This is a genomic window from Stenotrophomonas sp. YJH_SMC_133 (assembly GCF_059370655.1).
Genome location: NZ_JCAFTW010000005.1, coordinates 183,602 through 197,538, shown reverse-complemented (window position 1 = coordinate 197,538; position 13,937 = coordinate 183,602). Strand labels below are relative to the sequence as shown.

General features: G+C 68.8%; 14 protein-coding genes. 6 read left to right on the top strand and 8 right to left on the bottom strand.

From position 1 onward, the window contains the following. Positions 1–32 precede the first annotated feature (32 nt). Genes AC5P78_RS09300 through AC5P78_RS09285 form a run of 4 tightly spaced genes read right to left on the bottom strand, consistent with a single transcriptional unit; the run spans position 33 to position 1,940 of the window. Positions 33–458, bottom strand: coding sequence for a DoxX family protein (locus AC5P78_RS09300; RefSeq protein WP_005413752.1), 426 nt, complete (start codon positions 456–458; stop codon positions 33–35). Between the two features lie 2 nt (positions 459–460). Continuing rightward, positions 461–1,117 (bottom strand): hydrolase, encoded by a 657-nt coding sequence (locus tag AC5P78_RS09295; protein ID WP_012480558.1) that lies wholly within the window; start codon positions 1,115–1,117, stop codon positions 461–463. Further along, positions 1,114–1,557: a helix-turn-helix transcriptional regulator gene (locus tag AC5P78_RS09290; RefSeq protein WP_414498457.1), complete on the bottom strand. Its 444-nt coding sequence runs from the start codon at positions 1,555–1,557 to the stop codon at positions 1,114–1,116. The genes AC5P78_RS09295 and AC5P78_RS09290 overlap by 4 nt, the downstream gene beginning before the upstream one ends. A 50-nt stretch (positions 1,558–1,607) precedes the next feature. Continuing rightward, on the bottom strand, positions 1,608–1,940 hold the full coding sequence (locus AC5P78_RS09285; RefSeq protein ID WP_005413754.1) for a hypothetical protein: 333 nt from the start codon (positions 1,938–1,940) through the stop codon (positions 1,608–1,610). Positions 1,941–2,036: 96 nt separating this feature from the next. On the opposite strand from AC5P78_RS09285, the gene AC5P78_RS09280 reads away from it, so the two are divergent. Together AC5P78_RS09280 and AC5P78_RS09275 are read left to right on the top strand one after the other, a co-directional pair. Then, on the top strand, positions 2,037–5,066 hold the full coding sequence (locus tag AC5P78_RS09280; protein WP_062606250.1) for a sensor histidine kinase: 3,030 nt from the start codon (positions 2,037–2,039) through the stop codon (positions 5,064–5,066). Continuing rightward, positions 5,059–5,712 carry a response regulator gene (locus AC5P78_RS09275; RefSeq protein WP_043035219.1) on the top strand — a complete coding sequence of 218 codons (654 nt, stop codon included), beginning with the start codon at positions 5,059–5,061 and terminating at the stop codon, positions 5,710–5,712. The genes AC5P78_RS09280 and AC5P78_RS09275 overlap by 8 nt, the downstream gene beginning before the upstream one ends. Positions 5,713–5,754: 42 nt before the next feature. On the opposite strand, the gene AC5P78_RS09270 is transcribed toward AC5P78_RS09275, so the two are convergent. Next, entirely contained in the window at positions 5,755–6,945 is a 1,191-nt protein-coding gene (locus tag AC5P78_RS09270; protein WP_012480562.1) for an MFS transporter, read from the bottom strand. Between the two features lie 94 nt (positions 6,946–7,039). Here AC5P78_RS09270 and AC5P78_RS09265 point away from each other — a divergent pair, with 94 nt between their 5' ends. After that, positions 7,040–7,969, top strand: coding sequence for a LysR family transcriptional regulator (locus AC5P78_RS09265; RefSeq protein ID WP_414489502.1), 930 nt, complete (start codon positions 7,040–7,042; stop codon positions 7,967–7,969). A 93-nt stretch (positions 7,970–8,062) separates the two neighbouring features. Here the strand turns inward: AC5P78_RS09265 and AC5P78_RS09260 are convergent, their stop codons facing one another. Then, a complete protein-coding gene (locus AC5P78_RS09260) occupies positions 8,063–9,520 on the bottom strand; it encodes an amidohydrolase family protein (RefSeq protein ID WP_043035216.1) in 1,458 nt (485 codons plus the stop codon). A 51-nt stretch (positions 9,521–9,571) separates the two neighbouring features. Next, on the bottom strand, positions 9,572–10,273 hold the full coding sequence (locus AC5P78_RS09255) for an ankyrin repeat domain-containing protein (protein ID WP_012480565.1): 702 nt from the start codon (positions 10,271–10,273) through the stop codon (positions 9,572–9,574). Between the two features lie 122 nt (positions 10,274–10,395). On the opposite strand from AC5P78_RS09255, the gene AC5P78_RS09250 reads away from it, so the two are divergent. Beyond that, positions 10,396–11,277: a LysR substrate-binding domain-containing protein gene (locus AC5P78_RS09250; RefSeq protein ID WP_012480566.1), complete on the top strand. Its 882-nt coding sequence runs from the start codon at positions 10,396–10,398 to the stop codon at positions 11,275–11,277. Between the two features lie 132 nt (positions 11,278–11,409). Beyond that, complete coding sequence (locus tag AC5P78_RS09245; RefSeq protein WP_012480567.1) at positions 11,410–11,847, top strand: DUF3806 domain-containing protein; 438 nt, start codon at positions 11,410–11,412, stop codon at positions 11,845–11,847. A 77-nt stretch (positions 11,848–11,924) separates the two neighbouring features. On the opposite strand, the gene AC5P78_RS09240 is transcribed toward AC5P78_RS09245, so the two are convergent. After that, positions 11,925–13,085, bottom strand: coding sequence for an amidohydrolase family protein (locus AC5P78_RS09240; RefSeq protein ID WP_043035214.1), 1,161 nt, complete (start codon positions 13,083–13,085; stop codon positions 11,925–11,927). Between the two features lie 182 nt (positions 13,086–13,267). Here AC5P78_RS09240 and AC5P78_RS09235 point away from each other — a divergent pair, with 182 nt between their 5' ends. Then, positions 13,268–13,909: a hypothetical protein gene (locus tag AC5P78_RS09235; protein ID WP_012480569.1), complete on the top strand. Its 642-nt coding sequence runs from the start codon at positions 13,268–13,270 to the stop codon at positions 13,907–13,909. The last annotated feature ends 28 nt before the right edge of the window (positions 13,910–13,937 follow it).

Below are 13,937 nucleotides of genomic sequence, written 5' to 3'. Positions count from 1 at the left end.
GTTGCGGCGGCCGTGATCGAGGGGATCGTGACTCATGCGAGGTCTCCCGGAAGGCGATGGACGTCCAGTGCCCAGGTGCCGGGCCCGGCCAACGCGATGGCCAGCAGTACCGTGGTCCACATCAACGGGTACTCACTGCCACCGCGCATCCAGAACCAGCCCCTGGGCAGGGCCAACAGGACGGTGAAACCGATGAAGGCGGCCGCTGCAAGCGCGGCGATGCGGGTCTGCCATCCCAGCAGCACGGCCAGCCCGGACAGCACCTGCAGCAGGGCCAGCAACAGCGGCAACGGTGCCACCGCTGGCAGCCCGAAGCTGCGCAGCTCGGTAGCGAAGCCGGACAGCCCCGGTCCACCGAACCAGCCGAACAGCTTGCCCAGTGCGTGCGGCAGCAGGAAGCCTCCTGCCGCCAAGCGCAGCATCAGCAGGGCCAGGTCGAGGCCATGGCCAGCCAGCATGCTCAGTGCCCGCCTTCCTGCGCGCCGAACATGCGCTTGGCGTACTGGATGCCGATGCCGTAGCCGCCGGCATGGTCGCGGGCAATGCCGGTGGTCAGGTCGTAGGTTTCACCGCGTGCCCAGTCGCGCTGCAGTTCGAGCAGGTACTGCACGCTGGTCATCGGCACCGCGCCGGCCTGCACCATGCGGGTGATCGCACGCTCGTGCGCTTCTTCGCTGACATCGCCGCAGGCATCGGTGATCACGTAGACCTCGAAACCCTGCGCCAGCGCCGACAGCGCCGGCCCGACGATGCAGACGCTGGTCCAGAGGCCGGCAAGCACCAGGCGGCGCTTGCCGATGCGGTTGATCTCGTCGATCACCGCCCGGTCTTCCCAGGTATTCATCGAGGTGCGGTCGAACACCGGCTGGCCTGGGAAGATCTGCGGCAGTTCCGGGAACATCGGGCCGGAGAACGACGCTTCTGCAACCGTGGTCAGCACCACCGGCACATTGAAGCCCTTGGCCCCCTTGCTGATCAACGACACGTTGTTGCGCAGCGCGGAGATGTCGATGGTATGGGTAGCGAATGCCATCTGTGACTGGAAGTCGATCAGCACCAGGGCATGGTCGGTGGGCGACAACAGGGCCGGGGCGGGCGTGGCGGTGGCAAGGCTCATGGGTGAACTCCGTTGGAAACACGATCAGTGGGAAGCAACAGGGCTGCATCGCCGGCCAGGTACTGGCCGGGGCTGCAGCCGGTCTCGGCGCGGAAGCTGCGGACGAAATGGCTCTGGTCGAAGAAGCCGAGCTGCTGCGCCAGGCAGGACATCGGCAGGTGCTGGGCCGACAACAGCTGGCGCGCACGTTCGATACGGCGACGGCGTACATAGCGCAGCGGGCTGGCGCCGGTACCGCTGCGGAACAGGCGCACCAGATGGAAGCGACTGACGCAGGCGACGGCCGCCAGTTCGGTGACCCGCAGCGGCTGTGACAGGTGTTCATCGACATAGCGCAATGCACGCTGCAATGCGGCGACCTGCTGCGGCGCCAGTGAAGCGGCGGGCGGATCAGGCGGAAGGATGGTGGCCATGCGGGACGCCGCGAAGGGATGCCCCATGGTGCGTGACCCCTGCGTGATGCCCTACCCCCGTCGGTCGAGGCCAGCACCTACCCGAATGGGGGAGGCCGACGGCCGAGCAGGCGGCGCCCGAACAACCGCGCATCCAGTGAATAAGCGCCAGGGCCCAGCGCCAGCAAGGCCAGCGGCAACACCACCAGTGGCCACGGCAGTGCCTGTGCATACAGGCCCAGTGTTGCCGGCACTACCGCCAGCGGCGTCAATACGCCCAGTGCAAGCATCGCCACCGCCAGCAGGCATAGCGCCGACAGCCAGCCCGCGTGCGTGCCCGGCGTGCACAATGCAGCGGCCACGCACAGCCGCAGCCACAGCAGGCCGATGCCCGGCCCGCGGTCGGGGAACATCACGAACAGGCGCTGCATGGCCGGACTCCACAGGACATGCCGGCGTGATAGCCGACCACGGCACCAGGCGCCTACCCCGTTCGGGTCACCCGCGGCTGCCCCGCACCTGCGAGAATGCGCGCCATGCGTGGCCGCCCCTTCCCGTTCCTGCGTCGCCTGCCGGCGCTGCTGGCGTGCCTGCTGCTGTGGACCGCCCTGCCCGCCCTCGCCGTGCAGCGGCCGGCCGTGAGCAGCGGGTTGCCCGGCTACGAGCACACTGCCTGGCGGGTCGGCCAGGGTGCACCCGGTGACATCTGGGACATCAGCCAGGACCGTGACGGCCTGTTGTGGTTGGCTACCGGTTCGGGCCTGTACCGATTCGACGGACGTCGCTTCGAACGGCAGGCGCCACCGGCTGGCACCCGCTACCCGTCCACCAACATGGTCACGTTGGAACACAGCGCCGATGGCGCACTGTGGATCGGCTACTTCCAGGCAGGCATCAGCCAGTTCGCGCGCGGCCACCTGTACAACTACGGCCGCGGCCAGGGCGTGCCGGTTGGCGTGGTACCGCACTTCAGCCAGGACCGCGACGGCCGCATGTGGGCAGCCATCAATGGAGGGCTGCGCGAGTTCGATGGCCAGCGCTGGCAGCCGCTGCCCGCAGACACGGGCGTTCCGGAACACCGCGTGCAATGGGTGCTGCACGACAGCCGTGGCACCTTCTGGGTACTGGCCAACCTCAGGATCTGGATGCGTCCTGCAGGCCAACCGCGTTTCGAGGACACCGGCATTGCTGTATCCCAGATGGCGACGCTGACCGAGAGCCCGCAGGGCGAAGTCTGGCTGGCCGACCGTGTGCGCGGCACCTCGCCGCTGGCCAATGCGCAGGGCCTGCTGCCGGACAGCGAACGCGAAGCGCGACGCCTGCCGGACCTGGTCGCCGCGCGCCTGCAGTTCACTGCCGACGGCGCGTTATGGGCCACGATGAGCCCGCATGGCGGTGTGGCCCGGGTCACGTTCGACGGCAGCCGCGCCGTGCGCATGGAGCGTTTCGATTCGCCGCACGGGCTGACCGCCACCTCGGCCGTGCCGATCATCGCCGACCGCGAAGGCAATCTCTGGGTCGGCACCAATCTGGGCCTCAACCGCTTCCGCGTGCGCAGCGTGCACACGCTGGCGGTCGGCCCCAGTGATCCCTATCGCTCGCTGGTGCGGGCCAGCGATGGGCGTGTGTACGGCTACGGCGAGGACCTCAAGCCGTACGACCTGCGCCGGCCACTGCTGGAAGGCAGCGCCGCACAACTGCAGGCGGCCGCGCGCCGGGCGCCCACGCCGATCTGGCAGTTCGACTGGGTCAACCTGGCACGCACGGTGGCCGGCCACACCACGCTGATTCCGCTGCCCGAGCCCTTCACCGGGCAACCGCTGCATGCCCTGCTGTTCGCCGATGACGACCAGGCCTGGGTCTGCACCGGTGAACGTGGCGTGCTGCACTATCTGCACGGCCAGTGGCAGCGCGAAACGCGCCTGCCCGAACAGGCCTGCTCATCACTGGCGCTGGATGCCAATGGCCAGCTGCTGCTCGGCTATGCCGACGGCCGGCTGCGCAGCATGGGCGCGACCCGCATCGAAACCTTCGATGCCAACCACGGGCTGTTGGTCGGGCCGGTCACCGCGCTGCTGCACCACCAGGACCTGTTGCTGGTGGCCGGTGAGGCCGGGCTGGCCGCCCGCCTCGGCAATGGCCGCTTCATGCCGGTCAGCACCGACATGGCCGGCGTGCTGGAGGGCATCACCGGCATGGTTGCCGATGCGCACGGTCACCTGTGGCTCAATGGCAGTCGTGGCCTGGTCCGGTTGGGGAGCGATCAGTTGCGGCGGGCGCTGCGTACCGGGCAGCCGGTGACACCACGCCTGTTCGATGCGGTGGATGGCATGCCGGGCATCGCCCTGCAGAGCGGACCGATCCCCACCGCCGTGCTGGCCGACGACGGCCTGCTATGGCTGGCCACCAACCAGGGCCTGGCCTGGCTGGACACCACCCGGTCGCACGTCAATGCGATGGCTCCCAGCGTGCGCATCGGCGACGTGCTGCATGGCAGCGAACGGCAACCACTGCGGGACGGCCTGCGCCTGCCGGCCGGCACCAGCCAGCTGCAGATCGACTACGTGGCGCTGTCGCTGGCACGCCCGGAACGCAACCGCTATCGCTATCGCCTGTCCGGCGTTGACGATAGCTGGCAGGACGCGGGCAGCAGCACCCGCGCGTATTACACCAACCTCGCGCCAGGCAACTACCGGTTCGAGGTGGAAGCCGCCAATGAGGACGGCATCTGGAGCACCGCACCGGCCAGCCGCAGCTTCCGCATCGCGCCTACCTTCATCCAGACCGTGTGGTTCAAACTGCTGTGCACCGCCGCCGTGCTCGCACTACTGGTGCTGGCAGTACGCATCCGCAGCGGGCAGCTGGCCGCGCTGTTCCGTGCGCGCCTGCAGGAACGCAATGGCGAACGCGAACGCATCGCGCGCGACCTGCACGACACCCTGCTGCAGGGCAGCCAGGGCCTTATCCTGCGCCTGCATGCGATCAGCCAGTCACCCCAGACCCCCGAGCCGGTGCGCAGCCAGCTGGAGTCGGCGATGCAGCTGGCCGAGCGCAACCTGGCCGAGGGCCGCGAGCGGGTCAATGCGCTGCGCGAGGGGCCGTTCGCGGGTCGCGACCTCGCTTCGGCACTGGCCGATGTGCACGCCGAGTATGCCGGGCACGGCACCAATCCGCTGCGCCTGACCGTGGAAGGCCCCCACCCACCGCTGCAGGCTGATGCCGCCGAGGAAGTGTTCCTGATCGGACGCGAGGCGATCCGCAATGCGCTGCGCCATGCCAATGCCAGCGCCATCGAAGTGGAGCTGTCCTACGGCACGCGGTGCTTCCTTCTACACGTGCGCGATGATGGCGTGGGCATCGCCGACGAAAATGCCGGCCATGGCCATTGGGGCCTGCAGGGCATGCGCGAGCGCGCGCAGCGCCTTGGCGCGGAACTGCAGCTGTGGACCCGCCCCGGGCTGGGGACCGAAGTCGCGCTGGCAGTTCCCGCCCGGCGCCTGTATCACCGCCGCCCATCACGTTGGCGCTGGCCCTGGAGTAGAACGAGCCATGACTGAAACCCCTGCCCCGATCGGCGTACTGGTGGTCGACGACCACCCGCTGCTGCGTGACGGCCTGGCCGCCCTGCTGGGCGCACAACCCGATCTGCGCCTGCTCGGTGAAGCCGCCGACGGCGAGGAAGCCATCGCACGCTACCAGCAGCTGCAGCCGGACGTGGTGCTGATGGACCTGCAGATGCCCCGCCTGGATGGTGTGGAAGCCATCGTGCGGATCCGCGCGACGGACCCGCGCGCGCGCATCATCGTGCTGACCACCTACCGCGGTGACGTACGTGCGGTGCGGGCGTTGCAGGCCGGCGCCAGCGCCTACCTGCTGAAGGACATGCTGCGCCACGAGCTGGTCGACACGATCCGCATGGTTGCGGGCGGCCGGCGCGCGCCGATTCCACCAGCGGTGGCGGCGAGCATCGCCGCGCATGTGGTGGAAGACCGGTTGTCGCCGCGCGAGACCGAAGTGCTGCGGCACGTGGCCGGTGGCCTGTCGAACAAGCGCATCGGCGAGCGCATGCAGATTTCAGAGCAGACGGTGAAGGCGCACATGAAGAGCCTGATGGACAAGCTGGGCGTGGGCGATCGCACGCACGCGGTGACCCAGGCGCTGCGGCGCGGCATCATCAGCCTGGACGACAGCGGTCACGATTAGGGGGTTGTTCGGCAGGGCTGCAAGCCCTGCCGAACGCCCCCCTTACTTCAAGCGCAGGAGCAGGCTGCCGCCCGCACACACCACTGCCAGCCAGGCCACGCCGTGCCACCCCCACTGCGCCAGCGCCAGGCTGCCCAGCGCACCACCGGCGGCCATGCCGATGAACATGCCCGTGAACAGCAGCGCATTGAGGCGGCTGCGGGCCGGCGGCACCAGGCCATAGACCAGCGTCTGGTGCGCCACCAGCGCCGACTGGAAACCGAAGTCGAACAGCAGCGCACTTACCACCAGCAGCGGCAGCAGCGCAACGGCCGGCAACCAGGCTTCGGCCAGCAGCAGCCCGAAACCCACCAGCGCCACTGCGATCGCCAGCCGCGCCACCGCATGGCAACCCAGGCGATCGGCGAAACGTCCTGCAAACGGCGCAGCCAATGCGCCGGCCGCGCCGGCGATACCGAACGCACCCGCCGCCGCACTGCCCAGCCCCAGGCGGGCATGCAGCATCAGCGCCAGCGTCGACCAGAACGCGCTGAAGCCCACTGCCAGCAACGACTGGCTGGCCACCGCACGGCGCAGCTGCGGCTGCTCGCGCCACAACGCCAGCAACGAACCCAGCAACGCCGGATAGCGCAGCGTGCTGGTCGGTGCGAAACGCGGCAGCGCGCGCGCCATCACCGCGCCCATCACCGCCACCGATACCGCGGCCAGTACGAACTGCGTGCGCCAACCCCATGCTTCAGCCACCACGCCACTGACCACGCGCGACAGCAGGATACCGAGCAGCAGGCCGGTCATCACCCGGCCGACGATCTGGCCGCGTTGTGCATCCGGCGCCAGCACCGCAGCGGCGGGCACGATGTCCTGTGCCAGCGTGGCCATCAACCCGACCAGCAGGCTGGCCATCAGCAGGCCCGGCAGGTGCCCGGCCATCGCTGCAGCGCCCAATGCCAGTGCCAGCAACGCGGACTTCAACAGGATCAGGGTGCGGCGGTCGAAGCGGTCGCCCAACGGCGCCAGCAGGAGAATGCCAAGCGCATACCCAAGCTGGGTCAAGGTCGGCACCAGGCCGGCGGCGCGCTCGCCTGCGCCGAGGTCCTGGGCGATCAGGCCCAGCATCGGCTGGCTGTAGTACAGCGAGGCGACCGAGAAGCCGGCGCCAGCCGCCATTGCCAGCACCAGCGGGGTGGAGGGTGCGGTCGCGGGCGCGGCGACGGATAGCGAAGGGGTAGACATTGGGGGAGTCCGGAGGAGGAAGTGGGCGTATCCTGCCGGTATTCGCCCGGCGTCTGTAGTAGGCTCCTGCACATACACTTCATACGTGAAACGCATGAATAACCTTGCCACCGGCGCGGATCGCCTGGATCTGCTGCGCACCTTCCTGCGCATCGTCGATGCCGGCAGCCTGTCTGCTGCTGCCGTGCAGCTGGGCACCACCCAGCCGACGGTCAGTCGCCGCCTGCAGGCACTGGAGCGACAGCTCGGCCTGCGCCTGCTGCAGCGCTCCACCCACGGCCTGCAGCTGACCGAAGATGGCCTGCGCTGCCAGCGCCATGCGCAACGCGTGGTCGACGAATGGGAGTCGCTGCAGGCCGAACTGCACGGCGAACCGGAAACGCTGCGCGGACGCCTGCGGGTAATGGTGCCGCACGCCTTCGGCCAGGCGCAGCTGCTGCCGACCATGCTCGCGTTCCTCGCCCAGCACCCACAGCTGAGCCTGGAGTGGATCCTTGAAGATCGTCGCCCGGATTTCATCGCCGAAGGCATCGACTGCGCGGTGCGGGTGGGTCCGGTCGACGAACCGCGCATGGTCGCACTGCCGCTCGCCGAAGTGCCGCGCATCGTCGTGGCAGCGCCGTCGCTGGTGCAGGCCACCGCGATCAGCACACCAGAACAAGCGCAGGCACTGCCGTGGATCTCACTGGTCACCTACTACCGCGAACGCCTGCTGCTGCATGACGCACAGGGCCGCGCGCATACGCTGTCGATCAGCCCACGCCTGCTCAGCGACAACCTGTTCGTGGTGCAGCAGGCTGCACGCGCCGGGCTGGGCGCAGCGGTGGTCTCGGCCTGGCTGGTGGCCGACGACCTCGCACAAGGACGTCTGGTGCAGCTGCTGCCGGACTGGCAGGCGCCGGCACTGCCGGTGCATGTCGTGTTTCCTGCTGCGCGCCAGCAGCCGCCGCGGCTGCGCGCCTTCATCGATGCGATGAAGGCCGCACTGCCGCAGCTGCATGGCATGCGGCCGGCACCGCGTTAGGCCAACGGCCGTGTCATCCACGCATGGCGTGGATGCCGTCCAACTCCATGGGTCGGATCCCTTCCCACTCGGGAAGGGCTCTGACCCTGTCGATCACTGCGTCTTCGCCGCCTCGGCATTCCACGCCGCCACCTTGGCCTTGGTATCAGCCAACATCTTGTCCAGCGCAGCGCGGTCATACACGCTGCCACGCAGGATCACGCTGTCGATCTTCCCGGTGGCGGCGATGTCCTGCAGCGGGTTGGCGGTCAGCAGCACCAGATCGGCGGCCTTGCCCTGTGCGACACCACCGTAGCGGTCCATCTGGCCGAACCAGGCCGGACCGGAACGGGTTGCGGCCGACAGCGCCTGCGGTGCGGTCAGGCCTTCCTTCACGAACAGCTGCAGTTCCTGGTGCAGCGCGATGCCCGGGAAGTTGAACGAATTGAGGAAGCCCGCATCGGTACCGGCGATGATCGTCACGCCCGCCTCCTGCAGCAGCGGCAGCACCGCGGCCACCTGGTGGTACTGCGCGTGGCGCGCTTCAATCTGCGCCGGCGTGGCCTTGGCTGCGCGGTCCACGCGCCACTGGTAGGTCGCGCGCAGGCCAGGGCCGATGTAGGCCAGGTACGGATCGTTGGCGTGGTCATCCTGGTCAAGGAAGTCGAGGATGCGGCCACCGTTGAGGGTCGGGGTCACGAATACGCCGCGCTTTGCGAAATCACGGTAGGCATGCATCGCAGTGTCACGGTCGAAGCTGGCGTCGAGGCGCCGGTTGGCTTCGGCACGGTCGATGCGGCCGGCTCCAAAGTCAGCGGCGATCTGCGCCTCATCCTTGCTGCCGGCCTTGAATGCGTAGTCCAGATGCTCGATCGAAGCCAGGCCGGCATCGACCGCCTGCTCCACGGTCAGTGCCATCGGAATATGCCCCGAGGCTTTGAAGCCGGCCTTTCGCGCAGCGCTGGCCGAGTACAGGAACAGTTCCGGCTTCAGCGTGCTGTCGGTGATCTTCACGAAATCGACCTTGTCATGCTGCAGGCGGGTAATCGCCTTGTCGGCGTCGGCCTCGCTGCCCACTTCGATCGTGCCCTTCCAGACCGGCTTGATGCCTTCGATCTTCGCGCCGGAACTGAGCAGGCGCGGGCCGAACAAGGTGCCCTTGGCGATCTCGCCACGCCACTGCAGCACCTGCTCGGGCAGATCGCCGGAGCAGTCACGCACCGTGGTGATGCCATGCGCGATGTACAGCGGCAGCAGCGCCTTGTTCTCTTCGATCAGCGCCGGACCACCACCGAAGTGCACATGCATGTCCCACAGGCCCGGAATCAGGTACTTGCCCTTGGCATCGATCTGGCGGGCCGCACTCCATTGGCTGCGCAGCTGCGCGTCCGGACCGACGGCGACGATGTCCTCGCCACGGATCACCACGCTCTGCCCGGCCAGCGTGCTGGCGTGCTCGACATCGACCACGGTGGCATTGCGGATCAGCAGGTCGGCGCGCTCGGCGGCAGACGCCGACAGCGGTGCTACCGCAAGGAGGATGGCAAGGGACAACGGACGGGAACGGAACATGGACAGCATCCTGATGGGCACGCCCAGCGTGCGGGTGGAAGGGGGTTGCATTCAACGCACCGCGCCGTGCTGGCGCAGCAGGGTCTCAATTCCGGTATAGCCGCGCTGGCGCGCGTGCGCCAGCGGCGTCACGCCGTCGCCGTCGGCAAGCTCCGGGTCGGCACCGGCCTCCAGCAGCAGCTGCACGATCTGCACGTGGCGCGCACCGCCATCGCCGAGCAGGATCGCTTCCAGCAGCGCGGTCCAGTGCAGCCGGTTGACATGGTCCACCGCCACACCGGCCCGCAGCAGCGTGCGCACAGTGGCGACGTGACCGCGCTCGGCGGCCGGAATCAGCGCGGTGCCGCCATAGCGGTTGGTGCTGCGCAGATCGGCGCCATGCGCCAGGGTCATCGCCAGGATCTCGTCCAGGCCGCGCGCACCGGCGTACAGGTAGGCGCTGTCCTGCAACGCGTCCTTGGCGTTGACGTCTGCCCCGGCCTCGATCAGCTCACGCGCGGCATCCACGTTGTTGCCATGCGTGGCCAGCAGCAGCGCGGTGCGGCCCTGGCCATCGCGCGCCTCCAGCGTGGCGCCATCCTCGATCGCCTGTCGCACCGCATCGGCGTCGCCGCGGCTGGCGGCATCCCGCAGGCGCGCGTCTGCGTCGGCCCTGGACGTGGCGGTGCAGGCAGGGGTGACCATGGCCAGCAGGCACAACAGCAGCACGCGCGTGAACGGCGCAGGCCAACCAGCGGAATGATGGACGCGCATGACAGTGTCTCCTCATGTCCGTCGCCACGGAACGCCGTGCGACGGTAGCAACAGCCGGGCGTTGCCGGCCCCTGCCCTGCATGGTAGAAGTCGGCCTGGGTATCCAGAAGTGAAATGTTCAAATGCAAGACAGTGCCAAATCGAATAGAACCCTGTTCGAACTGGACCTGCTGCGGGCGCTGGTGATGGTGGCCGACTGCGGCAGCTTCACCACGGCGGCCACGCGCCTGCATTCGACCCAGTCCACGGTCAGCCAGAAGGTGCGCCGGCTGGAGGAACTGGCCGGGCATCGCCTGCTTGAACGCGGCCATCGCGACGTGCACCCCACTGATGCCGGCCACACCCTGCTCGGCTACGCGCGGCGCATGCTCGACCTGAACGAGGAAATGGCGCAGGCGCTGGCCGGTGCGATGGTGGAGACCGCAGTCCGCATCGGCGTGCCCGAGGATTTCGTCAACGCGCAGACCACGCGCATGCTGGCCGCCTTCAGCCGTCGCCACCCGCAGGTGAAGCTGGAGATCAGCAGCGGCCTCAGCCGCGACCTGGCGCAGGGCTTCGATCATGGCGAGTTGGATCTGGTGCTGGTCAAGCAGCGCCGCAACAGCCGCCAGGCCGTGCACTGCCGCCGCGAGCCGATGCACTGGATCGACAGCCTGCGCAGCAGCTGCCTGCAGCAGGACCCGCTGCCGCTGGTCACCTTCCCCCCGCGCGGGCTGTACCGCGACGAGATGATCCATGCCGTGGAAGCGCTGGGCCTGCGCTGGCGCATCGCCTTCACCAGCTCGTCGCTGAGCGGCATCCAGGGCGCGGTGGCCGATGGCATCGGCATCAGCCTGCTGCCACGCCGCGCGGTCAGCCGCGAGCACCGCATCATCGATGGCGAGCGCGAGCTGCCGGTGATCGACAACTACGAAATCGGCCTGCTGCACCGTGCCGACGCCGACGATGCCGTGCGTGCGCTGGCCAGCGAGCTGTGGCGGCAGGTGCAGCGCGAACCGGACTGACCACGGTAGATCCACGCCATGCGTGGATGCCTTTCGCGCATCACGCATCGAAACATGGTCACTCCGGCCGTATAGCGGGCAACAATCGCCTCGTAGAGTGCCTGTTGTTTCCGTGCCCCACGGCGCCCTGCCATGTCCGACGAAATCCCCACCCGCTTCGATCCCCTGCCCGCTGCCCTGCAGACGCATCTGCAGCACCAGCGCTCGCTGATCGCCGCGCGCGTGGCGGCCGGCTTCCCGACGTTGCCGGTGCAGTGGCCGCTGGCGGCCAGCACACTGCAGCGCGTGATCGATGCCAAGCTGATCGACCGTGCCGACTGCGATGGCTGGGAAGCGCTGGGCGTGGCATTCGGTGACACCCTGGCCCAGCGCGTGCCGGGCCTGGCCTGGATGCAGGTCACCGATGCATGGGGCATCGACGCGGTGCTGCGTTATGCCGACAGCAGCCTGCAGATCGGCGCCAGCACACTGCTGCTCAAGCGCGTCGAACAGGGCGAGATCATCGACATCGCCCACCTGCTTGCGTGGCTTGAGGAATTCGTCGCCACCCGCGCCGACGATTACGCCTGACGGTACATCGGGGTAGATCCACGCCATGCGTGGATGAATGAGACCACGCGATGGCGCATCCACGCCATGACGTGGATCTACAGCCAGCGGCCGTCGACCACCACGCGGCGCTCCACCGGCACCCCGGCCACAGCGGCCGGGCCGTGGTCGGCACGCACGGCCACGAACGTCGCCGGCCGGCCTTCGGCAATACCATGCTGCGGCAGGCCGATCGCCTGCGCGGCGTGGGTGGTGACCATGTCCAGCGCCAGCATCAGGTCGGCATCGGTGTAGAAGCCGGACCGGTAGCCCAGCAACATCGCCCGCTGCAGCAGGTCGCCGTTACCGTACGGCCACCAGCAGTCGCGGATGTTGTCGTTGCCTGCGAACACGCGCACACCGGCATCATGCAGCGCGCGCAGCGGCGGGAAAGGATGATCGCCCGGCGCGTTGCTCATGATCGCCACACCCGCCGTGGCCAGTGCTTCGCCCACCTGCAGCGCGCGCGCCAGCGGCACGTCGCCCAGCGAATAGGCATGGCTGACCGCAACCCGCCCCTGCAGGCCGGCGGCCCGCGTCCGCGCCGCGATGCGCAGCAGCTGGGCCAGGCCGGTTTCGCCGGGCTCGTGCAGATGGATGTCCAGCTGCACGCCGTAACGCTCGGCCAGGCCGAACAGCAGCGCCAGCTGGCCTTCGGCATCACCATCGAGCGTGGTCGGGTCGATGCCGCCGAGCACCTCCACGCCCGCGGCAAGCGCCTGCTCCAGTACGGCGGCGGTGCCGGGACAGGACATCACCCCGGCCTGCGGAAACGCCACCAGCTGGATCCGCATGATGTCGGCGCAGCGCAGTGCCGCCTCGCGCACCGCTTCGAGATGGCCGAGACCGGTGCTGCCGTCGATATCGACATGGCAGCGCATCGCCACCGTACCGAAAGCACTGCATTGGCGGATCAGCGCCTCGGCACGGTCCACCATCGGTGCCGCACCCGCCACCGCCGCCTTCTCCACCGCCAGCCGCTCACGCAGGCTGTTCACCGGCTGGTGCGGGTGCCAACGGTCGCCGACGAAGCTCTTGTCGAGGTGAATGTGGCCGTCGACCAGCCCGGGCAGCACCGCGAAGCCCTGCAGGTCGACGCATTCCGCCGCGTCGGCCGGCGCCGCCTCGCCATTGAGCCCGCTGATGCGGCCATCACGGATATGGAAATGCAGTGGCGCACCGTCGCGGTCGACACCGCCATGGACGAACTGGAGGGTCATCGGGAACTCCCGGAATGCCAAGAATGGCGCCATCGTGCGCCTCGCCGCAGCCATCGGCCAACGAAATATCTGGATGGCACGCATTCACCAGAACGATGACTGCCCTGCGACAACCGGTCGCAGCCACGCCGTGCACACCCCTGAACGGGTAACATGGGCGCCTGTTTCCGCTGTGATGCCGCATGGGCCCGTCCGACCGCCACGATCGTCTCCGCCGCTGGCAGGCCGCGTCCCTGCTTGCCGCCGCCCCGATCGCCAGCCTGTCCGCCACTGATGCGGCGGCCGCTGCGCCGCTGCAGTCGCCGCCGGGTCAGCAGCGCATTGCCCCGGCTGCACTGGTCGAGCGCCTGCACCAGCGCGTGCTGTCCGGGCAGAGCGCCACTGCCACGCTGGAACACTGGTGCGCCGAGCACGGCCTGGCCGAACAGGCGCGGGTGCGTGCAGTGCGCGTACACGGCCAGGACAAGCCTGCCCCCGCCGACGTGCTGCAGGCGCTGGGTGTGAAGCCAGGTGCCGAGCTGCGCTATCGCCGCGTGCAGCTGGTCTGCGGCAGCCGCGTGCTGTCCGAGGCCGACAACTGGTACCTGCCCGGCCATCTCAGCCCGGCCATGAACCAGGTGCTGGACAGCACCGACGAACCGTTCGGTCGCGTGGTCGGCCCGCTCGGTTTCCAGCGCCAGACCTTGGCCGACCAGACGTTCTGGCCGCCGCGGGGCGAAGGCGACCGCGGCGTGATCCTTGAAGTGCGCGCCCTGCTGCGCGACCGCCAGCAGCAGCCTTTCAGCTACGTCATCGAGTCGTACCTGCAACAGGCGCTTCCGTAACGCGCCGTGGCGCCGGTCATCCGCCGGC

What these genes read in the sequence shown, in the direction of transcription:
- AC5P78_RS09270 (WP_012480562.1), bottom strand. Translation starts at nt 6,945, where the DNA reads ATGTCTACCCCTTCGCTATCCGTCGCCGCGCCCGCGACCGCACCCTCC.
- AC5P78_RS09285 (WP_005413754.1), bottom strand. Translation starts at nt 1,940, where the DNA reads ATGCAGCGCCTGTTCGTGATGTTCCCCGACCGCGGGCCGGGCATCGGC.
- AC5P78_RS09265 (WP_414489502.1), top strand. Translation starts at nt 7,040, where the DNA reads ATGAATAACCTTGCCACCGGCGCGGATCGCCTGGATCTGCTGCGCACC.
- AC5P78_RS09245 (WP_012480567.1), top strand. Translation starts at nt 11,410, where the DNA reads ATGTCCGACGAAATCCCCACCCGCTTCGATCCCCTGCCCGCTGCCCTG.
- AC5P78_RS09250 (WP_012480566.1), top strand. Translation starts at nt 10,396, where the DNA reads ATGCAAGACAGTGCCAAATCGAATAGAACCCTGTTCGAACTGGACCTG.
- AC5P78_RS09235 (WP_012480569.1), top strand. Translation starts at nt 13,268, where the DNA reads ATGGGCCCGTCCGACCGCCACGATCGTCTCCGCCGCTGGCAGGCCGCG.
- AC5P78_RS09275 (WP_043035219.1), top strand. Translation starts at nt 5,059, where the DNA reads ATGACTGAAACCCCTGCCCCGATCGGCGTACTGGTGGTCGACGACCAC.
- AC5P78_RS09290 (WP_414498457.1), bottom strand. Translation starts at nt 1,557, where the DNA reads ATGGGGCATCCCTTCGCGGCGTCCCGCATGGCCACCATCCTTCCGCCT.
- AC5P78_RS09280 (WP_062606250.1), top strand. Translation starts at nt 2,037, where the DNA reads ATGCGCGCCATGCGTGGCCGCCCCTTCCCGTTCCTGCGTCGCCTGCCG.
- AC5P78_RS09300 (WP_005413752.1), bottom strand. Translation starts at nt 458, where the DNA reads ATGCTGGCTGGCCATGGCCTCGACCTGGCCCTGCTGATGCTGCGCTTG.
- AC5P78_RS09295 (WP_012480558.1), bottom strand. Translation starts at nt 1,117, where the DNA reads ATGAGCCTTGCCACCGCCACGCCCGCCCCGGCCCTGTTGTCGCCCACC.
- AC5P78_RS09255 (WP_012480565.1), bottom strand. Translation starts at nt 10,273, where the DNA reads ATGCGCGTCCATCATTCCGCTGGTTGGCCTGCGCCGTTCACGCGCGTG.
- AC5P78_RS09240 (WP_043035214.1), bottom strand. Translation starts at nt 13,085, where the DNA reads ATGACCCTCCAGTTCGTCCATGGCGGTGTCGACCGCGACGGTGCGCCA.
- AC5P78_RS09260 (WP_043035216.1), bottom strand. Translation starts at nt 9,520, where the DNA reads ATGTTCCGTTCCCGTCCGTTGTCCCTTGCCATCCTCCTTGCGGTAGCA.